Below are 21,493 nucleotides of genomic sequence, written 5' to 3' on the forward strand. Positions count from 1 at the left end.
GCTGAAAGAAGCAGGTTCGTAGGCTTGAGGAGGGGGTTACATGCGTTTGATGTTGAGTGGATCTGCAGCGGGATTGCTAGCCACCATCGCATTAGCGAGTTATTCCGGAACATCAACTGCCTCGCAAAGTGCAGCGACTTCCGACCAGGCTCAAGAAACAAAAGCGCCCCTGCAGGAGCCGCAGGACACGGCGTCTCTGAGCCGGCTGCGATTGCTCAGCGAGGATCAGTACCTCAACAGCGTCCGTTATGTTTTCGGGCCCGACGTCGCGCCCGAGCCTCATTTTCCTCCGGCGCAGCGTCGCGACGGTCTGCTGGCGCTCGGCTCTTCGATTACAGGCGTGACCACGGCCCAGCTGGAGCTGTATCAAAAATCTGCGGTGACGATTGCCAACACGGTGATCGATCCGAAATATCGTGCATTTCTGATCACCTGCAAGCCGAAGAACGAGAAGAAGGCGGACAAGGCCTGCGCCACCCAGTTCCTGAAGGAGAAAGGACGGCTGCTGCACCGTCGGCCGATGACGCAGGAAGAGCTCGACGTGTTCGTCACCCAGGCCAACAAGTCGGCGAACGATCTGAAAGATTTCTACACGGGCATCGGCGTTGCGCTCGAAGCCATGCTGGTCAGCCCCAACGTGTTGTTTGTCGCTGAGACGACGGAGCCGGATCCCGAACGTCCGGGGCGCCAGCGTCTCGATGCTTTTTCTCTCGCCACACGCATGTCGCTATTCCTGTGGGATGCAGTGCCTGACGACAACCTGCTGAAGGCAGCCGAGAGCGGCGAGATACAGACGCCCGAGGGCCGCGCACGCGTCGTCGATATGATGCTTTCCAGCCGTCGCCTCGACGCCGGCGTACGCGCCTTCTTCGACGACATGTTCGGATTCGACGATTTCAATTCGCTCTCCAAGGACCCGGCGACTTATCCGCAGTTCACGGGCCAGGTGGCGCAGGATGCGCGCGAGCAGACGTTGCGAACCATCGTCGATCATCTGGTCAACAAGCGCGGCGACTACCGCGATCTCTTTACAACTCGCGAAACGTTTATTTCGCCGGCACTCGCCATGCTCTACGGCGAGCCCGCGCCAGCCGGTTGGACGCCCTACACCGAAGCGCCCGATAGTCCCCGCGCCGGCCTGTTGAGCCAGGTCAGCTTTCTTGCACTCCACTCGCACCCCACGCGCTCTTCTCCGACGTTGCGCGGCAAAGCGCTGCGCGAGACCTTGTTGTGCCAGCGCGTGCCGCCGCCGCCGCCCAATGTCGATTTTTCGGCGGTCGACAATCCGGACTCGCCGTTCGCGACCCAGCGTGAGCGCGTCGCGTTCCATCTGAAGAACCCGGTCTGCGCCGGCTGCCACAAGATCACCGACCCGATGGGACTTGCGCTGGAAAACTTCGACAGCAGCGGTCGCTTTCGCGAGGAAGAGCGGGGCACCAAGATCGATGCGAGCGGCTCGCTCGACGGCAAATCGTTCTCCGGCGCAGCGAGCCTCGGGCAGGTGCTGCGGGATTACCCGGGCCTGACTTCCTGCCTGGTGCAGCGTGTGTACAGCTACGGCTCTGGCGGAGCGCTTCGTCCGGAGGACAAGAAGACGCTCGATTACTTCAACGCGCGCTTTGCCGAAGCGGGCTATCGAGTGCCAGACCTGTTGCGCACCATCGCGCTCAGCAATGCTTTTTCGGCCATCGTCGAACCGAAGTCGCCGGCGCCGGCTGTGAAGACAGCCAGCTCTGCGAATTGATGAATGAGGGGGAAATACCAATGAAAACACTCACACGTCGTCGTGTTCTTCGCGGAATACTCCAGGGCGGAGCCGTCACGGTCGGATTGCCGCTGCTGAATTGCTTTCTCAACGACAACGGCAATGCCTATGCTGACGGCACGCCGCTGCCCATTCGTTACGGCACCTGGCTGTGGGGCTTGGGGATGAGCAAGAACGTGTTCGTGCCCAAGAAGACGGGCTTGGGCTTCGATCTTCCCGAGGAACTGGTCGCACTGAAGAACGTGCGCGATCAAATCAATCTCTACACCAACCTCACGGCTTTTCGCGATGGTGCGTTCTTCTGCCACTTCACCGGTTGGATGGTGTTCCGCTCGGGCACGTCACCTACGGTCGCCAACCAGGCGCCCGCGGAGACGCTCGATGTCATCGTCGCCAATCAGATTGGCCGCACCACGCGCTTCAAAAATCTGACTGCAACCGCGACCGGCGACGTGCGTACTGTCGTGTCCTACGAGAATCCCAACACGCCGAACTCGCCGGAGTTCTCGCCGGTGAATTTCTACAAGCGGTTGTTTGGCCCGGATTTCCAGGACCCGAACGCCCCCACGTTCGCACCGAGTCCGCTCATCATGGCGCGCAAGAGCGCGTTGTCGGCGGTCAGCGAGCAGATCAAGGGGCTCGAAAAGAAAGTGGGCGCCGAGGATCGGCAGCGGCTCGATCAGTACTTCACGGGCCTGCGCCACCTCGAGCAGCAGTTCGACCATCAGTTGACCAAGCCCGAGCCGCGCGCGGCTTGTGTGCTGCCTAAGGCGCCTGCCGAAGATCCGAAGCTCGGCAACGAAGCGAGCCTGGTCGCCGAGCGTCACAAGATCATGACCGATCTGCTGGTCATGGCCGTCGCGTGCGACCAGACGCGCGTGTTCAACATGGCCTACTCGAACGCCCAGGCCAACACGACCAAGCCCGGTTACGAGAAGCCGCACCATACGACCACTCATGAGGAGCCGACCGATGCACAGCTTGGCTATCAGCCGAATGCATCGTGGTTCCTGCGCCGGTCGATGGAATCGTGGGCGTATTTCGTCGAGGCCTTCAATAGCGTGAAGGAGGGCGACGGCACGCTGCTCGACAATTGTTTGATCATGGCCAACACCGACGTGGCCAATGCGCGCATCCACTCGCTCGAAGAGATGCCGGCGTTCACGGCGGGCAAGGCCGGCGGCAGGGTCAAAACCGGATTGCACATCGACTGCAAGGGTGCGCAAGGAACCCAGCTCGGCTTTACCACAATGAAGGTCATGGGCCTGGACATTCCCTCGTGGGGAACCAAGAGCAACCAGGCCAGCAAAGTCATCAGCGAGATGCTGGCCTGATCCGCGCTTGCGGATCATGTCGGCTTTGGCTGAGAGAAAGGGGGACTGATGCGAGAGATCGTAGGCCTGATGGGCGTTCTGGCGGCGACGTTTGTAATGTTACCGGCGGAGGCGAAGAACAAGCAGTTGCTGGAGGACTACGTGCGCGAGCCGATGCCGCGCGGCTTCAAGGTGATCGTGACCGATTTCGAAGGGCCGGTCTTCGCCGATGCAGACGGCAAGACGCTCTACAACTGGCCCATCACCAATTTGCGTAACGGCGATGCCGGCGAGCAGAAGGGCAAGCCCACCTGCGACGATCACAAGTACACCGAGAACGCGGGCTTGATGAGCCCGTATCCGGGCGGACTGGAGCTGCCGGAAGTCGAGACCCGACCCAGCTGCATCGATGTCTGGCCGCCGGTACTGGCCAAGCCCAACGCGGAGCCGGTCGGAAAGTGGACTATCCTCGATCGCAAAGACGGCACTAAACAGTGGGCGTACGACGGCTACGCTCTCTACACCTCGGTCCTCGATCGCGGACCAGGTGACGTCTTCGGCGGCAGTGACTTGAGAGGCACCTCCGAAGCCGGTGCGCAGCGCAAGCCGGTGGGACCGCCGCCCAACATTCCGCCGCAGTTCGCCGTGCGTACGGTCGCGACCGGCCATCTTCTGACCATCGGCGCTACCGGGCGCTCTGTTTACTATTCGGACCACGATGCGCCGGGCAAGTCCAACTGCGATTTGAAGTGTCTGCACGACTGGTTGCCGGTGCTCGCGCCCGAGACCGTTCGACCGCAGGGCGACTGGTCCATCATCGAGAGCTCGCCCGGTGTCAAGCAGTGGGCGTTCCGCAAGATGCCGCTCTACACGCGTGCCCTGGATGCGAAAGGCAGCAGCCTCGAGGGCAGCGATGTGCCCGGCTGGCACAACGCCTACACCCAGCTGGCGCCGCCGCCGCCCGAGGGTTTCACCGTGAACGACACGCACTCCGGCCAGGTGCTCGGCGACGCGAAGGGCATGACAATTTATATCTATAACTGCAATGACGATGCCGTCGACCAGCTGGCCTGCAACCATCCCGACACACCGCAGGCGTATCGCTTTGCCATCTGCGGTCGCGGCGATCCGGAGCTGTGTCTGAAGCAATTTCCTTACGTGATCGCGCCGAAGGGTGCGAAGAGCAACAGTCACATCTGGAGCACGATGGACATCGATCCGAAGACTGGCAAGAAGGCCGCTCGCAACGCCTCGGATGCGTTGCACGTATGGGCCTATCGCGATCGGCCAGTGTATTACTGCGCGCGTGACAAAAAGCCAGGAGACATCGAGTGCGATACCTGGGGCGAGTTCAACGGCGCGCGCAACGGCTACAAGGCGTTTTGGTTGCGCGATGACTTTGGCGGAAACGCCGGTAGCTCACGCTGACTTTGGCTCCAGATGCTCGCCAACGAAGCATCGGCAATCGAATAGGGGAAGTTTATGCAGTCATATCGATCGGTGAGACCGGCCGTTGCAGGCCTGCTGGGCTGCGCGCTCGGCGTGGCGACTGCCCAGGCGGCGGACAGCCCGTTGCGCGCCGGTACGATCGGCTATGTTCTGACCGCCAAGAACGTAGCGATCTGGCAGTCGCCGGACGGCAAGGTCGAGTGCCCGGAAGGCATCAACGACGGCCCGCGCGAGCAGTTCAAGACGCTCTATCCCATGGAGAACGGCGTTCGCTACAAGTTCGTCGAGACCCAGCTCGAGCGCGAAGGGCAGATCTGGAACCCGACGACCGAGCCGGAGCCGAAGCTGCACTTCAAGGAAGCCCAAGGCACGACTGCGATCGGGATGAACCTGGATGGCAAAGTCGGTCGCAACGATTTCACGAGCCCCGACGGCGAGCCCGGCATCGACAATCAGATGTATCGCGTGCTCGGCTGCGTCGACAACTACCGGGGGCCGGATGGGTCTTACCGACACTTCATTCAGGACTACATGCGGAAGTTCAACTACAACCGTTTCCTGGTGGAGCTCACCAACGTCGATGACCTTACCAATGACGACGCCGTCGACGTCACGCTCTATCGCGGCAAGGATCCGCTGATGGTGGACACGCTCGGCGCGTACACGCCTGGCACCACGCATCGGATCGACTTCCGCTGGGGCAAGAGCTTCATCTATCACCTGCGCGGCAAGATCAAGGACGGTGTGCTGACCACCGAGCCGTCGGATGTCACTTTCCCCGAATCACAAGCGCGCGGGGTGCCTTATCTGTCGGTGCGTGCCTGGCGCGTGAAGCTCAAGCTGACGCCGGAAAGCGCCGAAGGTTTGATGGCGGGGTACACGGACATCGAGCGCTACTACAATTCGCTCGGTCAGAACTGGTCTACCCATCATCGCAGCTACGGCGCGGAACCGATGACTTCCGAGTATCGCTCCATGCGCAAGAATGCGGACGGCTATCCGGACCCGAAGACCGGAGAGAACACCGCGATATCCATGGCGTGGGAGATCAAGTTCGTTCAAGCCTACATCCTGCACGAGGAGCGCGGCGAGCAGGCCATCTCCAGTGTGCGGGGCGCCGGCGCGCAGACCGAAGCCGTTGGCGAATAATTGCACGAGCACGTGACCAGACCGGGGAAGGAGGAAGAAATTTCCTCTTTTGCGGTCTCCTATTGGTCAAAAAATCCCTCGCCTTCAGGCGAATATCGGTCGGCTGGTAGCATCCAGGAAAAGAAGTGTTGGTGTACCGCTCACAGCCGTACAGCCTACTCGAGCCGCGTACAGCGGCGTTGTATTCGGAGGGGAATGTTTTGAATAGATCCACCGCGCTGCCGAGGCTTGCCTGGGCAGGAATTGCGCTCGCTGGGACCTTGTTGCCCATCAGCGGTCATGCCGATGACCAGGACGTGCGGGACTATCGCTCTCATGTCATGAAGACTCTGGGCGAGCAGTTCGCTGCGCTCAATCAGATCAGCAAAGGAAAGGCGCCTGCCGCGGATGTGGCTACCCACGCCGAAGTGCTCAGCATCACCGCCGGCGTGGCCAAGGTCGCTTTCACGCCCAAGGTCCTGGGCGGCGAAGCCAAGCCCGAGGTGTGGGACAAGTGGGACGATTTCTCCAAACGCCTGGATGAGATGGTGGCCGCGGCCAACGATCTGGCCAAGTCGGCCAAGTCAGGGGGCGTGGCGGCGGTGACGCCGAAGCTGAGCAGCCTGTCCTGCAAGGGCTGCCACGATGTTTACCGGGTACAGAAGAAGTGAGGCCAGCACCGATGAAACGCGTGAGCAAAGCAGTGGCCCTGAGCCTCATGGTGTTGTTGCCCATGGTGGGTCATACCGATGACAAGGATGTGGTGGACTATCGCCAGCACATCATGAAGTCGCTGGAGCACCAGACCGCCGTACTCGGGCAGATTCTCTCCGGCGCCGGGCCGGCCGAGAACACCCTGGCCCATATGGAAACATTGGCATTGACGGCGTCGGTCGCGCTGAAGTCATTCGAGGCCAAGGTGCCCGGCGGCGCGGCCAAGCCCGAAGTCTGGAAGGACTGGGCGGATTTCTCCAAACGGATGAAAGAGTTTGCAGACAAGTCCGCCGAGATGGCCAAGGTCGGGCGGGAGCAGGGGGTCGATCAGGCGGCGATGCTCGTGATCGAAGCGTTGCCCTGCAAGGGTTGTCACGACGTCTATCGTGACGAGAAGAAGCTCTGACGCTTGGGAGTGTGCAAATGGCATCACGAATGACGCGGCGTGGATTGTTGCAAGTTACGTTGGCTGGAGCCGTGGCGTCGGTCGCCGGCGTGGCTCGAAGCGAACAAGCCTGCCTCGACGGCAAGATGAACGAAGGTCTGGCGACGGCGTTGAACTTCACGGAACAATCGCCCAAGGCCGATCAGAAGTGCGGCGGTTGTGGACTGTACGACGGGGGGGACGCCGCCTGCGGCCATTGCCAGATATTCAGTTGCAACGTTCCTGCCTCGGGACATTGCGATTCGTGGTCTCCCAAAGGCTAAGCCAGCGAAGATTCATCAGCCCCGATCATGCGATGTCTGCGTAAGCCGCCGTACTGGGTCTCAGGAGTACTGGGTGTAGCTGTCCTCACCGCGCTCTTTGCCGGCCGGACAGTGGAAGCTGATGGATCGAATCTGAGCTCGGGTGCAACCAACGACGCCGATGCTCTGGTTGAGCGTGGGCGCTATGTGGCACTGGCGAGTAATTGCGCCAGTTGCCATACGCGTCGCGGCGGAGCTCCGTATGCGGGCGGTGTGAAGTTTGAAACGCCGGTCGGCACGATCTACTCGTCCAACATCACTTCCAGCCTCGAGAATGGCATTGGCAAGTGGACGGCCGAGGATCTGCGGCGTGCTTTGCACGAGGGCGTTGCGGCCGATGGATATCGGTTGTTTCCCGCGTTTCCATATACCTCGTTTACGCAGATGACCGATGAGGATGTGGCTGCACTGTACGCATATATGCGCACGGTGGCGGCGGATGAATATCGGCCGCCAGCGAACGATTTTCTGTTCAAGCAGCGTTGGGCCATGACCATCTGGAATGCGCTGTTCTTCGAACCGGCACGCTTCAAGCCCGATCCGAAACAGACTCCGGAATGGAATCGGGGCGCGTATCTGGTAGGTGCGTTGGGTCATTGCGGGGCCTGTCATACGCCGCGCAACACCTTCATGGCGGAGATGCCGGAGCAGGCTTATCAGGGCAGCAGCCTGCGTGAGTATGTCACTGCTGACAAAGTTCGCGATTGGGCCGCGGTGAATCTCACGTCATCGGCCGACGGTCTGAAGACATGGTCGGTGGACGATCTGACCAAGTACTTGCACACGGGCTTCAGTCTGCGCGGCGGAGCCTGGGGGCCGATGAATGATGTTGTCGGCAACAGCACCTCCAAGCTCACGCTGGAGGATGCTCGCGCCATGGCAACTTATATCAAGAGTTTGCCTCTGAAGATTCCGCCGGAAGGCGAGGCGACGATATCACCAGTGACGCCGGAACAGGCCGCACTGGGACAAACCATCTATAAAGATCGCTGCGAAAAGTGTCACGGCGCTTCCGGACGTGGCGGTATGTTCTCGGGACCGCCGCTGGCAGGCAATCCCACCGTGCAATCTGCCGATCCCGATTCGCTCATCAATGCCGTTTTGTATGGTGCTACACCAGCCGAAGGCATGAAACTCGGCGCATGGGAAACCATGAAGCCGTATGCCGATGTTTTGAGCGATACGGACATCGCCAATGTATCGAACTATGTGCGCGGCTCCTGGGGCAATGCCGCCCCGCCAGTCGATGCCGCTCGGGTGGCCAAGCAGCGCTGAGGCCAACCCACCGAGGTGGCGGTGAGCAACGCCACCTTCCGCATCGCTTGTTTCCTGAGCTTTCGCCGAACATCTCTTCGATGTGTTCTCACTCGCGTAGCTGAATCATTTCGTCAGCTCGTGCATAGGCTACTTTCCGCCGATGAGATTCTACGGATCGGCAAGATTCTGCCGATCACCGTACGCATTTTCCCGCCTGTGCAGCGTGAGTATTCAAACATTCTCTGGGTCCCGATGTCGGCGCCTGGCCTGCAGGTGCGTGGCATGGGGATTGCAATCTCGTTAGCCGGGCACAGGCAAACGCGCGTGTTACGCCGTGGTCTGCAGGGCCCAATAAATAATTGATACGCGCGCTGGCCGCGCCGAACTAACGAGGGGGAACACTGATGTTGCTATCCAGAACGGCTCGTCGCCGCGCGAAAGTCTGGGCGCTATCGACGGCCAGTGCCACTGCACTTGCAGCTGTTGGCGTCACCAACGTGCAAGCGCAAGACTCCGCATCTCCGACCATCGACTCGGTCGTCGTCACCGGTTCGCGAATTACCCGTGACGGCTACGAAGCCCCGACACCCGTCTCGGTGCTGGGCGCCGACGAGCTCGATACATTGAACACGGTGAATGTCGCCGATGCAGTGAACGTCCTGCCGGCGTTCTCCGGCTCGGCGAGTCCACGTTCGGCGAACGGCAACCTCTCGACCGGTGCGACGGGTGTCAGCCAGCTCAACCTGCGCAGCATGGGCACGAACCGCACGCTGGTCCTGCTGGACGGCAAGCGCTACATCAACGCGGCGCTCACCTCGGGCAATAGCGCCCCGGACATCAACTCCTTCCCGAATGCGCTGATCGAACGCGTCGACGTCGTGACTGGCGGCGCGTCGGCGGCTTATGGCTCGGACGCTTTGTCGGGCGTCGTCAATTTCGTGATCGATCACGACTTCACCGGCTTCAAGGGCGAAGTCCAGACCGGCATGACCAAGTACGAGGACGACAAGAGCATCAGCGCCCAGCTGAGCTACGGTACCCCGTTCGCGGACGGCCGCGGTCATTTCCTGATCTCGGGCGAACATACTCAGAGCGACGGCATCGATGGTACGAACGATCGCCCGTGGGCCCGATTGCCCGCGGCGGTCATTCAGAATCCGGCTTACGCAGAGGGCAATGGCCAGCCTCGGTACGTCGTTCGTCGTGACGTCGGTCTGGCCGCCGGTACACCAGGCGGCATCATCACGAGCGGGCCGCTGCGAGGAACCTATTTCGGGCCGAACGGCGAGATCAACCGCGGCTTCGACTTCGGCACCCCCGTCGGCAACAACCTTCAACAAGGCGGCGATTGGGAATATTCGCGCATCGAAGACGGCATCGACATCGCGGGCAGTGTCAAGCGCACCATCGGCTACCTCCGCACCAGCTACGACCTGACCGACAACGTCAATGCGTACATCGAAGGGCAGTTCTCAGACACCAGCACCACGAATACCGCCAACCCGAACCGCCGCTTGGGCAACAACCGGGTCTATATCGATAACGCTTTCCTGCCGGAGTCGCTGCGTCAGGAAGCGATCGCGGGCGGGGTCAACCCGACAACGGGCTTTTTCTCGATGGGCACCACGAACGCCGATATGGGCCGGTTTGTAGGCGACTACGGCCGTTCCCTGTACCGCATCGCCGCGGGCGTGGATGGCTCCTTCAACGCCTGGGGCACGGACTGGACCTGGAGCAGCTATGTCCAGCACAGCGAAACCGACCTCGAGCCGCGCACCTCTCACAACGGCATTACGCCGAACTACCTGAAGGCGATCGATTCGGTCATGGTCAACGGCAGTCCGACCTGCCGCGTGAACGCCGACGCAAGCACGACCAACGACGATCCGGCCTGCGTCGCATACAACCCGTTCGGTATCGGTGTGAACAGCCAGGCCGCGCTCGACTACGTCACGGGTGTTTCCATCCGCAATGAAACGCTCAAGCAGGATGTCGCCGCCTTCAACGTGAGCGGCGAGCCGTTCGATTCGTGGGCGGGTCCGATTTCGGTGGCGGTCGGCGCCGAACACCGCATCGAAAAAGTGTCCGGCTGGGCCTCCGAGCGCGATGAAGCGACCCAGTTCTTTGCGGGCAACTACAAAGCCAGCCACGGCAAATTCCATGTCACCGAAGGCTACGTCGAGACACTCGTGCCGCTGGCGCGCGATCTGAAGTTCGCGCAAGAGTTCGATCTGAACGCTGCCGTGCGTGCGACCGATTACTCGACCTCCGGCTACGTTACGACCTGGAAGGGCGGTTTGACGTGGCGGCCGATCGAAGATGTGCGTTTCCGCTTCACGCGTTCACGCGACATTCGCGCGCCGAACCTCGGCGAGCTGTTCACGGCCGGTCAAACTGGTTCGGGCAACGTGCTATTCAATCCAGACACAGGCGTGAGCAATCCCAACGGCTACTCGCTCACCCGCGGCAACCCGAATCTCAAGCCTGAAGAAGCCGACACAACCGGCTTCGGCGTAGTGATGGCGCCTCGATTCCTGCCGGGCTTCCAGATGGCGATCGACTACTACAACATCGATGTCTCGGGTTCGGTGCAAGCGCCGAGCGGACAGAAGGTGATCGACCTCTGCGATAGGGGAAATACGACGCTTTGCAACTCGATCATCTACGACACCGTCAACCCCAACATGATCTTCATGGTGATCACTCAGCCGCAAAACCTGATCGGGCAACAGGCCAGCGGCATCGACGTCGAAGCGAGCTATCGTTTCCCGATGTCCGGCCTGGTCGGCGCCTTGAGCGGTGACATGGTGATCCGCGCCATGGCGACTCGCGTGTTGAAGCTCGATACCGAGGATCTCGATGGCAATGTCTACGATGGCGCCGGTGTCGTCGGCAACTGGGGCGGCAGCATTCCGCCGTTCCAGGGCCTGACTTCGCCGGAGCTGCGCGGCTTCCTGTCGATCGGGTACAAAGGCGATACGGCCTCGGTGACTACCATCGTCCGCTACACCGGTCCCGGCGTGTATGCCAACGGCTTCATCGAGTGCGCCAGCGATTGCCCCGTGTCGACGACCTTCGCTCCGACCATCGAGGACAACGATATCGCCGGCATGACGACCGTCGATCTGTCCGGCTCGTATAAGTTCGAGAGCTTCGAGCTGTTCGGAACGATCGAAAACCTGACCGACAAGCAGCCGCCGACGATTGGCGGCAGCCTGAGCTCGGCTCACTGGTCGGGCCAGGGCAACGCCGATTACGATCGGATCGGCCGTCAGTACCGCATGGGTGTACGAGTCAAGTTCTGAGAGAGCGGGCGAAGTCGGCGCTGCCGACTTCGCTCTTTTCGCAAGCTGCCGACAAGCTTCAGATGATGAAAAAGACCAACGACTTCTGGGGCGTCTCTTTGGCCGCCTTCTGCATCGCCGCCGCCGCGCCCGCGGTCGCCCAGGAAAAAGGCGGCCTGGACCTGACCGGCCCGTACGAGGTGGTGGTCGGTTGGTTCAAGCCGGGCATCGAAGGCTGGAATCAGCGCGTCGTGTCCGTGAATGCCGAAGATCCGAATCGAGTCTTCATCGGCGCCGTCGACCGCAACGATACTCGCGAAGGTCATCCGATGTTGTCTGCCGACGGCAAAGTGATGAAGGAGAAGACCACCGTCGTCCGCGACAACAACAACTTCGACAAGGGCGACGTCAACAACATCATGGTTCTCGATGCCGACGGCAAGGTCATCGAGAACTGGTCGCAGTGGAACAGCGAAGTCTCGATCGCGCACCACATCATCATCGATCCGTACGATCCGGCGCACGCCGTGTGGGTGGTCGATCGTTTCAATCACCGCATCCTGAAGTTCAGCAACGACGGCAAGCAGTTGTTGCTCAAGGTCGGTGAGAAGGGCGTGCCGGGGAACGACGAAAATCACTTCCACGATCCCGCCAGCCTCGCTTTCCTGCCGGATGGCTCGTTCTACGTCGCGGACGGCTACACCAACTCGCGCGTCGTGAAGTTCGACAAGAACGGCCGGTACCTGATGTCGTGGGGCACGAAGGGCTCGGGCCCCGGCCAGTTCAGGCTGGTCCACTCGGTGGCTGTCGATGCCAATCGCGTCTATGTCGCCGACCGCAGCAACGATCGCATCCAGGTCTTCGACCACGATGGCAAGTTCCTCGACCAGTGGCCGGGCACGGCGCGCGTGACTCGTGTCATCACGACGGAAGATAAGCGCGTGTGTGTGTCGGCGACGCAGTATGGCCGTTATGCCTGCTATGACCTCAACGGCAAGCTCGTGTCCCAGTGGGGCACGCTGGGGGACGCGCCGGGCGTCAGCGACAACGCGCACCAGATCGACGTCGACAACGCAGGAAACTTCTACGTCGCCGACGCGAACAACAATCGCGTGCAGAAGTTCGTGCCGAAGAAGAACGCCAACCGGGCGCAGCTCATCGGCAAGGAGCTGGTGCTGAGGGAGTAACCGCGGCAGCGCTTTCGAGCAGTTGGGTGAGGGCGGACCTCACTTAGGATCGGGCTTGTTGCCGTCGCTCTTCCGTTCCGACTTTGCTTCGGCCTTGTCCTTCGCAACCTCGGCCGGCGTACGAACGGCGGGGCTGGAGTGATGGACGTAGTCGGCGCTGGTTTGAGCTTCATCGGCAGACGCTGCCGGATCGGTGGCTTGCGCATCGATCTTGGCGGCGACCTTCTCGCATTCTTTCTTCGTGGCGGGTTCTGCGTTGACGCAAGCGCGCTTCACGGTTGATGTGGGTGCAGACGGAGTTGAAGATTTGTCATCGCCCAGGGACGCCTGACAGTACATCGCGAGTAGACCCATGCAAAGCACATGGCGCAAGGTGCCGGATTGCATTAAACACCTCCGAGAACTGCTGCTGTTATGTTGGAATTAACGCCCCGGTGGCAACGCGGTTCCAGTCGATAAATCAACCGAGCTAGACTATCGTTCAGCGAGATCCGAATCACCGTCAGCACACCATCCCCGAACGGCGGAGGTTGAAAATGCGTAGGCTTTGCGTCCCGCTCGCAGCGGCATGGGTTCTTTGGAGTCAATCGGCAGCCGCGGCAGAGCCTTCCGACCCGAGCATGTCCTATCCCGGCGCCGTCGCCTTATCGCAAGGCGCCGCTGGCGCGTGGATCTATAAATCTTTCCCGCAGCTCCTGCCGCTCTATGTTTTCAAGGGCGAACCGGCGGGCCGCTCGTCGTGCAATCGGGATTGCACGGCGGTGTGGCCGATCATTCGAGCGGAGAAAAATGACAAGCCCGTGGGATTCTGGACCATCGTGAAACGCGACGATGGTCGCTTGCAGTGGGCCTATAAGAACCGTCCGGTGTACACCTATTTCGAGGACCGTCCCAACGATGCGAAGGGTGTCGGCAAGAACATGGATTGGTATCTGGACGAGCGCGCGTACGCTTATCTCGCGAGTGTCGGTGTGGAACTGTCGCCGCCCTCGTCCGTCGCTGCAAAGACAGAGAAAGCCAAAAAGAATCAGGCAACGGCAGAACTGCTGCAGCCGTAGCTGGCCACTTTCCGCCGATGAAGATTCGGCGAATCGGCAAATTCCTGCCGATCTTCCTGCGAGTTTCCCCACGTAGCGTTTGAGTATTCAAACATTTTCACGGCGCCGCCTGCGGCGCCGGACCTTCGCGTGCGTGGCATAGGGATTGCACCTTCGCCAGTCGAGCTAACCAGGGGGACCCAGAATGATTCGATCCAGTATGGCTCGTCGGCGTGCGATAGTTTTGGCGCTGTCAACGATCGGCGCCACTGCACTTGCAACCGTTGTCGTCACCAACACGTACGCGCAAGACGTCGAATCCGCAACGCTCGACTCGGTCGTCGTCACCGGCTCGCGAATTACACGTGACGGCTACGAAGCGCCAACACCCGTCTCGGTGCTGGGCGCAGATGAGCTCAACGCATTGAACACGGTGAACGTCGCCGATGCAGTGAATACGCTGCCGGCGTTTTCAGGTTCGGCGAGTCCGCGTTCGCAGAACGGCAACCTGTCGAGCGGCGCGACCGGCGTGAGTCAGCTCAATTTGCGCGGCATGGGGACGAACCGCACGCTGGTTCTTCTGGACGGCAAGCGCTACATCAACGCGGCCATCACTTCAGGCAACAGCGCCCCGGACGTCAACTCTTTCCCGAATGCACTGATCGAACGCGTCGACGTTGTAACCGGCGGCGCGTCGGCGGCTTATGGCTCGGACGCCTTGTCGGGCGTCGTGAACTTCGTGATCGATCACGACTTCACCGGCTTCAAGGGCGAAGTTCAAATGGGCGAGACAAAATATCACGACGACAGGAGTCTCAGTGCTCAACTGACCTTTGGCGCGCCGTTCGCAGATGGCCGCGGGCATTTCCTGATCTCCGGCGAACATACACACAGCGACGGCATCGATGGCACCGAAGGTCGGCCGTGGGCGAGATTGCCCGCAGCCGTGATCGTCAACCCGAACTACGGTACGGGCGCCGGCAAGAGTACGACTGTTCCGCGCTACCTCGTTCGCCGCGATCTCGGCCTTGTCGCCGGTACGCCTGGCGGCATCATCACGAGCGGATCCCTCCGGGGAACATATTTCGGGCCGAACGGCGCCATTCTGAACGGTTACGATTTCGGCACCAACGTCGGCAACAACTTTCAAGAGGGCGGCGATTGGGAATATTCGCGCATCGAGAACGGCATCGACATCGCGGGCAGTGTCGATCGCAACGTCGGGTACCTCCGCACCAGCTATGACCTGACCGACAACGTCAGTGCGTACTTCGAAGGCCAGTATTCGGCGACGCGCACCACGAACACCGCGAATCCGAACCGCCGCTTGGGCAACAACACCATCAGTATCGACAACGCCTACCTGCCGCAGTCGCTGCGTGACCAACTGCTGGCGGCCGGCGAAACATCGTTCAAGATGGGCAGCACGAACGCCGATATGGGGCGGTTCAGAGGCGACTATCACCGATCCTTGTACCGGGTCGCTGGCGGCCTCGATGGCGCGTTCGACGCTTTCGGCACGGACTGGAAATGGGACACTTATATTCAACACAGCGAGACGACCCTCGAGCCGCGCACCTACAACAATGGAATTACGCCGAACTATCTGAAGGCGCTCGATTCCGTGATGGTCAACAACACGCCGACCTGCCGCGTGAACGCCGACGCAGACCCGTCCAACGACGATCCAGCCTGCGTGCCCTACAACACATTCGGGATCGGCGTGAACGACGCGAGCCAGCTCGGTTACGTCGTGGGCGTTTCCTATCGTCGTGAAGTGCTGCAGCAGGATGTTGCCGCCTTCAACGTGAGCGGCGAGCCGTTCAGTTCCTGGGCCGGTCCGGTGTCGCTGGCGGTTGGCGCCGAACACCGTATCGAACAAGTATCGGGCTGGGCCACCGCGCACGACGAGGCGACCGATTTTTTCGCGGGCAACTACCACGCCAGCCACGGCAAATTCGATGTCACCGAAGGCTACGTTGAAACCGTGATGCCGCTGGCCCGCGACATGAAAGTGGCGCAAGAGCTCGATCTCAACGCCGCCGTGCGCGCGACCAATTATTCGACGTCCGGTTACGTCACGACCTGGAAGGGCGGCTTGACGTGGCGGCCGATCGAAGATCTGCGCTTCCGCTTTACGCGCTCACGCGACATTCGTGCGCCAAATCTTGGCGAGTTGTTCACCGGCGGCCAAGCGGGTTCAGGCGGCACATTGCAGGATCCATTTCGCGCCACCAACGGTGTTCCCGAGCTTCGTACCCAAGCTTTCTCCACTACCAAGGGCAATCCGAATCTAAAGCCTGAAGAAGCGGACACCACGGGCTTCGGTGTCGTGATGGCGCCCCGCTTCCTGCCGGGCTTCCAGATGGCGATCGACTACTACAACATCGACGTCGAAGGTTCGGTGCAAGCGCCGGGCGCGCAGAAGGTGGTCGATCTGTGCTTCCAGGGAAATGCGATTCTCTGCCAGGCGATTACTCGAAACCCGGTCGCTCCGGGCGATCCATTTCCGGTCGGGCAGATCTTCGAGGTCATCACTCAGCCGCAAAACCTGATCGGGCAACAAGCCAGCGGCGTCGATGTCGAGACGAGTTATCGCTTCCCGCTGTCCGGCATCGTTGGCTCCTTCAGTGGCGACCTGATGATCCGCGCCATGGCCAGCCGGGTGTTGAAGCTCGAGACCAAAGATACCGATGGCACCGTTTACGATGGCAACGGCGTCGTCGGCGCCTGGGGCGCGATTTCGCCGTTCGCTGGCCTGACTTCACCGAAGCTGCGCGGCTTCCTCTCGGTCAGCTACCAGGGCGATCCGATCACAGTGACCCTGATGGCTCACTACACAGGTCCCGGTGTCTACGCCAATGGCTTCATCGAGTGCACTACCGATTGCCCCGAGTCGACGCCCGAGGCCCCGACCATCGAGGACAACGATATCGCCAGCATGACCACGCTCGATCTTGCCGGCTCCTACCAGTTCCAGAGCTTCGAGTTGTTCGCGACCATCGAAAATCTGACGAACCATCAGCCGCCGACGATTGGCGGTTCGCTCACCAATTCCTACTGGCAGGGGCAGGGCAACGCTGAGTACGACCGCGTCGGTCGTCAGTATCGCGCGGGCGTACGAGTCAAGTTCTGAAAGAAACAGTCATGAGAAGCTGGAAACATTTCGATCAATTCAGGAAAGGCGCGTACCCCAATGCGTGGGCTTTAGCGGATATACGGCGCTTGCGTGAGCTGGCCGGGCAGGGCATATCGCCAGGGCAGGCTGCCAAGTTGCTACGCCGTACTGAATCGGCGATCCGCAACAAGGCCTGCCAACACGGCATCTCTTTTCAACGCGTGATAGAGGTCGGGAGCCCGCCGAACCGTTGATAGATATCCAGGCTCGGTGGCGGCAATCGTCCGTTCAACGTCTGCACCGTTTCGGACAGATACCGCTCCGAGATCTGGAAGGTCTTGATGTACAGGCGTCTGCAGAGCTCCAGAGCGTCATTGCCCGCCCAGTCCGCCGGCAGCAGCCGGTTCGGTAGCAACGGGTCTCGCAGATGGATCTTGCGGTACTCGTGCAGGAGTAATGTGCGCAGGACATACGCCGTTTCGCCGACCGCTCCGGAAATATCCGACACAGTTGCGGCCTGATCCACCGGCTCGAACATCGCAACGAAACGTCGATAGCGTCGGGCGAGCTCGGCGAGGTCCCAGCCCTTGGCAACGAGCTTCACTTCCGATTCACGATCGACGGCGCCGCCTTGAAACACGATGAGCGGGTCGGTTGCGCCGAGCTGCGGCAAGTCCTTTCCTTCGTGAGTTGGATGTGCGAACACGCCGGTGTTCACCTCGCCGAAGCCGAGCCAGCGCAATTCGTCGCCTACTTTCTCGCGTGCCTTCCGCTCCAGCGTCGCCGAGAGGATGGCGAGGGTCCACGCGCCATTCCATGAATCGATTGGCGACGAGTAGATGCGATGAGTCGCCTCCGCAAAGCGCGCGCGTCCTTTCGCACTGAGCGTGTAGTAGCTCGATCTGCCGCTGCGTGCCGAGGTCACCCAGTCGTCGTTCGCGAGCCGGCCCACAGCAGTGCGAGCCAGCCGCTCGCTTATGCCAAACAGGCGCGCCAGTGCAATCAGGCTGGAAAGAGAAATGGAGCCGCCGCGGGGTGCGATGGCGTCGCCCAGGATAGTCACGAGCAGTGAGCCTGCGCGCAGCGGTTTCTGACGACGAAAGCCTGTGAGGATCGCCTGGATTTGCGCGGCTGGATGCATGGCAAAGCGACGATAAGCGCGCTTGCGTTGGTGCGCCAGAGTGGCGGTCGGACTGAGCCGGAACTGGCGTAATTGATGCTCGTCCGGCGCTTTTTTTCGGAAAAAGTCACGGCCCGCGCTTGGTACAGTCGAAGAACTGGTCATCTCCTGGCTTGGGGAAAAGCTGAGATTCAAACTACCGCCGCTGGTCCCCGCGTGTCTGAGATGAAGCTGACGCTTGTCTTTCGATCGTCATCAGAGAAAAAAGATTTTTAGGGGGATTTGAACTTATGAGTTCGACGGTAAACCCGTTTGACATCAACGGTCGTGCAGTTAATGGCCTGGTAAGGACGGCCGTGCGCGCGACATTGGCTGCTGTCTGCACCACCCCTCTGCTGGTGGGGGGCGCCTACGCTCAGGAGAGAGCCTCGACTGCCGATGTGGCAGCCCAGACGCTCCAGGAAGTGACGGTGACCGGTTCGCGCATCAAGCGCGAAGGATTCGAGGCGCCGACGCCGGTGGCGGTGATCAGCACCGAGGCGTTGGAGGCCAACGCGACATCGAATCTCGCCGACACACTCAACACGATGCCGAATTTCCAGGGCAGCGCGACCCCGCAGTCCTCGGTGGTCACGGTGACTTCCGGCACCCAGGCCGTCAACGGTTTGAACATCGGTGGCCTGGGCGTTACGCGCACTCTGACCTTGGTCAACGGCCAGCGTACGGTGGGCTCGACGTTGGAAGGCACGGTCGACGTGAGTGAATTGCCACAGCAGCTCATTACGCGTGTCGACGTGGTGACCGGCGGCGCCTCCGCCAGCTACGGCTCGGATGCGTTGACCGGTGTGGTCAACTTCGTGCTCGACACCAAGTTCACCGGTTTCAAGGCCGAAGCATCCGCCGGCACTACCAACTACAACGACAACGACAATTGGAAGGGATCGCTGACCTTCGGCACGACCTTCTCCGATGGGCGTGGTCATCTCATCCTCAGCGGCGAAGCCAGCGACGATGAGGGCCTGCTGGTGGCCAAGCGGCCCTGGAACAACTATGGCTATGGTTTCGTGAACAACCCGGCCTTTACCGCGACCAACGGCCAGCCGCGGCTGATCTTCGGAGATCAGTTCAGCCTGGCGACGGCTTCCTGGGGCGGCATCATCAACAACACCCGTGGCCAGATCGGAAGTTTCCCGCAGGGAACCACTGTCATGTTCGGCCCCAACGGCGAGCAGATCCCGGTCAACTACGGACCGCTCATCAGCGGCGCGGTGATGTCGGGAGGGGATTGGAACAATCCGCTGCTGCAGGTGGGCAACCAGAAAGGTGGCGCGGGCCTGACTCCCGACCAGCAGCGCCAGAATCTGTTCCTGCGCACCAGCTACGATCTGGAGAACGGCGGTGAGATCTACTTCCAGGCTTCCTACGGCCACCTGGAGTCGTTCTCGGCCAGCGTGCCGGTGTTCTACAAGCTGAGCTGGAACGTTCCCGGCGACAACGCCTTCATTCCGGCCAATATCTCCACGGCCGCCAACTGCAACACCGCGAGTAGCGCGCCCTGTTTCAACTTCGGCACCATCAATGGCGACATCGGCGGTCAGCACCCGATCACCGAACGCTCGGTGTATCGTTTCCTGACGGGCATCGATGGCGACTTCAATCTGTTCCAGACCGATTGGACCTGGGACGCCTACCTGTCCTACGGCCGCAGCACGCAGCACGTGATCTCCGGCAACACCATCAACCAGGTCAAGTACGACATGGCCATCGATGCCGTGCGTGATCCGAACGGAAACATCGTGTGCCGTTCGACGCTGACCAATCCGAACAATGGCTGTGTGCCGCTGAACTTGTTCGGCCTGGGCGTGGCTAGTCCGGAAGCGCTTGCCTACGTCGGCGGCAATCCATGGAGCGCCGCCGAGCTGAGGCAAACCGTGGGAGCTGTGAACGTCCAGGGTACGCCTTGGGAAGGCTGGGCCGGACCCATTTCGTTGGCCTTCGGCGTGGAACACCGCCGCGAGGAGACCGATGCCTCCGCCAATGACCTGGAGCGCGCGGCGCCGAACGTTTGCGCACCCGGGTCGACCAAGGATAGTGGCAGTTGCTGGTTCCTGGCCGCGGGCCTGCCGTATTCGGGTTCTTTCGCTGTGACGGATGTATATCTCGAGACCAACGTCCCACTCGCGAAGGATGTGCCGTTCGTGAGGGCTCTGGATCTGAGCGCTGCCGGGCGCGGAACCTACTACGACACCTTCGGTTCGACCGGCACCTGGAAGCTCGGCCTGAACTGGAATCCGATCGATGACCTGCGTATCCGGCTGGTGCGCTCTCTGGATATTCGCGAGCCGACGCTGATCGACATGTATCAGGGCGGCACCACCACGTCGAACAACATCACCGACAAACGCGTCAACACCGCGAACATCACTTTCCAGTCGACGAATACCGGTAATCCGGATCTGCAACCGGAGCGTGCGACCAACTCGATCGTCGGGTTCGTGTATCAACCATCCTGGCTGCCGCGCTTCAACTTTTCGATGGACTATTACTGGATCGACATCGAGCGGGGCGTGAACACCCTGTCCGCGCAACAGACCTACGATTCCTGCGTGATGGCAGGCATTCAGGCGGCTTGCGACGCTTTCACCGTCAGTGGTTATCACCCGGTGACGGGCGCCGATGGAAACGTGTACCAGGTGCCGGACCAGATCACTGGCATGAGACTGGTGCCGAACAATTCGAACGGCCGCAAAGCCGAGCGCCTGGAGATCGCAGCGAGCTACCGGATGTCGGCGGACTCGATCATCAGCGGCTGGAACGGCGACCTGGCCTTCCGTGGTTCGGCGACGAACTACATCAAGGACATCGAAGACGGCGGCATCCCGTATGTGCTGCCCAACGACCGCATCGGTAACAACTTCAGTGGCGGCCTGCCGCACTGGAAGTACCAGGTGCAGGCCATGTACGCGCTGGATCGCTTCAGCACCACGCTCACCATGCGCGGTGTGAGCTCCGGTGTGTATAACAACCTGTGGATCGAGTGTCAGACGAACTGCCCGACATTCCCAGGCGGTCCCGCCGGATCGCAGGCGGCAGTCGATGCGGCGAACTACGTCACCACCACTCGAAACCACATTGCCGGTGGGATCTGGTGGGACCTGGGCATGAACTACGAGCTCGACGTCGGTAAGTTCGATACCGAGTTGTTCTTCAACGTTCGTAATCTGCTCGACAAGGACCCGGCCATCGCCGCACGTCAGCAGTCCGGCACCGGCTGGGACTTCTCGCCGTCGAACAGCGCTCTGTACGATGTGCTTGGCCGCTTCTATCGAGCAGGCTTCCGAGTGCAGTTCTGAATCGTGACTGAAACGTCCCCG

Annotated in this window: 15 protein-coding genes; 13 read left to right on the forward strand and 2 right to left on the reverse strand. The window is 61.0% G+C overall.

All coding sequences use genetic code 11. The features are described from left to right. The first annotated feature begins 40 nt into the window (after positions 1–40). The 10 genes from EK373_RS13730 (at position 41) to EK373_RS13775 (ending at position 12,844) form a co-directional block, all read left to right on the forward strand. On the forward strand, positions 41–1,744 hold the full coding sequence (locus tag EK373_RS13730; RefSeq protein ID WP_129643188.1) for a DUF1588 domain-containing protein: 1,704 nt from the start codon (positions 41–43) through the stop codon (positions 1,742–1,744). Positions 1,745–1,764: 20 nt separating this feature from the next. Beyond that, a complete protein-coding gene (locus EK373_RS13735; RefSeq protein ID WP_129643189.1) occupies positions 1,765–3,099 on the forward strand; it encodes a DUF1552 domain-containing protein in 1,335 nt (444 codons plus the stop codon). 48 nt (positions 3,100–3,147) lie between these two features. After that, positions 3,148–4,506 (forward strand): COG4315 family predicted lipoprotein, encoded by a 1,359-nt coding sequence (locus EK373_RS13740; protein ID WP_129643190.1) that lies wholly within the window; start codon positions 3,148–3,150, stop codon positions 4,504–4,506. 54 nt (positions 4,507–4,560) lie between these two features. Beyond that, positions 4,561–5,676, forward strand: coding sequence for an MmcQ/YjbR family DNA-binding protein (locus EK373_RS13745; RefSeq protein WP_198683286.1), 1,116 nt, complete (start codon positions 4,561–4,563; stop codon positions 5,674–5,676). A gap of 200 nt (positions 5,677–5,876) precedes the next feature. Further along, positions 5,877–6,326 carry a c-type cytochrome gene (locus tag EK373_RS13750; protein WP_129643191.1) on the forward strand — a complete coding sequence of 150 codons (450 nt, stop codon included), beginning with the start codon at positions 5,877–5,879 and terminating at the stop codon, positions 6,324–6,326. A gap of 20 nt (positions 6,327–6,346) precedes the next feature. Continuing rightward, complete coding sequence (locus EK373_RS13755) at positions 6,347–6,775, forward strand: c-type cytochrome (protein WP_157994358.1); 429 nt, start codon at positions 6,347–6,349, stop codon at positions 6,773–6,775. A 17-nt stretch (positions 6,776–6,792) separates the two neighbouring features. Further along, positions 6,793–7,077 carry a high-potential iron-sulfur protein gene (locus tag EK373_RS13760; RefSeq protein ID WP_129643193.1) on the forward strand — a complete coding sequence of 95 codons (285 nt, stop codon included), beginning with the start codon at positions 6,793–6,795 and terminating at the stop codon, positions 7,075–7,077. Positions 7,078–7,104: 27 nt separating this feature from the next. Then, positions 7,105–8,391, forward strand: a complete 1,287-nt coding sequence (locus tag EK373_RS13765) for a cytochrome c (RefSeq protein WP_129643194.1) — start codon at positions 7,105–7,107, stop codon at positions 8,389–8,391. Positions 8,392–8,777: 386 nt separating this feature from the next. Beyond that, positions 8,778–11,678: a TonB-dependent receptor domain-containing protein gene (locus tag EK373_RS13770; RefSeq protein WP_129643195.1), complete on the forward strand. Its 2,901-nt coding sequence runs from the start codon at positions 8,778–8,780 to the stop codon at positions 11,676–11,678. Positions 11,679–11,740: 62 nt separating this feature from the next. Continuing rightward, on the forward strand, positions 11,741–12,844 hold the full coding sequence (locus EK373_RS13775; RefSeq protein WP_129643196.1) for a peptidyl-alpha-hydroxyglycine alpha-amidating lyase family protein: 1,104 nt from the start codon (positions 11,741–11,743) through the stop codon (positions 12,842–12,844). Positions 12,845–12,883: 39 nt separating this feature from the next. On the opposite strand, the gene EK373_RS13780 is transcribed toward EK373_RS13775, so the two are convergent. Then, a complete protein-coding gene (locus EK373_RS13780) occupies positions 12,884–13,120 on the reverse strand; it encodes a hypothetical protein (protein WP_129643197.1) in 237 nt (78 codons plus the stop codon). Positions 13,121–13,464: 344 nt separating this feature from the next. On the opposite strand from EK373_RS13780, the gene EK373_RS13785 reads away from it, so the two are divergent. Further along, on the forward strand, positions 13,465–13,902 hold the full coding sequence (locus tag EK373_RS13785; RefSeq protein WP_157994359.1) for a COG4315 family predicted lipoprotein: 438 nt from the start codon (positions 13,465–13,467) through the stop codon (positions 13,900–13,902). Positions 13,903–14,086: 184 nt separating this feature from the next. After that, positions 14,087–17,017 carry a TonB-dependent receptor domain-containing protein gene (locus EK373_RS13790; protein ID WP_129643199.1) on the forward strand — a complete coding sequence of 977 codons (2,931 nt, stop codon included), beginning with the start codon at positions 14,087–14,089 and terminating at the stop codon, positions 17,015–17,017. A 196-nt stretch (positions 17,018–17,213) separates the two neighbouring features. Here EK373_RS13790 and EK373_RS13795 read toward each other — a convergent pair whose 3' ends face one another. Beyond that, positions 17,214–18,140 carry a PaaX family transcriptional regulator gene (locus EK373_RS13795; RefSeq protein WP_198683287.1) on the reverse strand — a complete coding sequence of 309 codons (927 nt, stop codon included), beginning with the start codon at positions 18,138–18,140 and terminating at the stop codon, positions 17,214–17,216. Positions 18,141–18,409: 269 nt separating this feature from the next. On the opposite strand from EK373_RS13795, the gene EK373_RS13800 reads away from it, so the two are divergent. Continuing rightward, positions 18,410–21,472 carry a TonB-dependent receptor domain-containing protein gene (locus EK373_RS13800; RefSeq protein WP_129643201.1) on the forward strand — a complete coding sequence of 1,021 codons (3,063 nt, stop codon included), beginning with the start codon at positions 18,410–18,412 and terminating at the stop codon, positions 21,470–21,472. Positions 21,473–21,493: the final 21 nt, after the last annotated feature.

Source organism: Peristeroidobacter agariperforans (assembly GCF_004138335.1).
Classification (GTDB): domain Bacteria; phylum Pseudomonadota; class Gammaproteobacteria; order Steroidobacterales; family Steroidobacteraceae; genus Steroidobacter; species Steroidobacter agariperforans.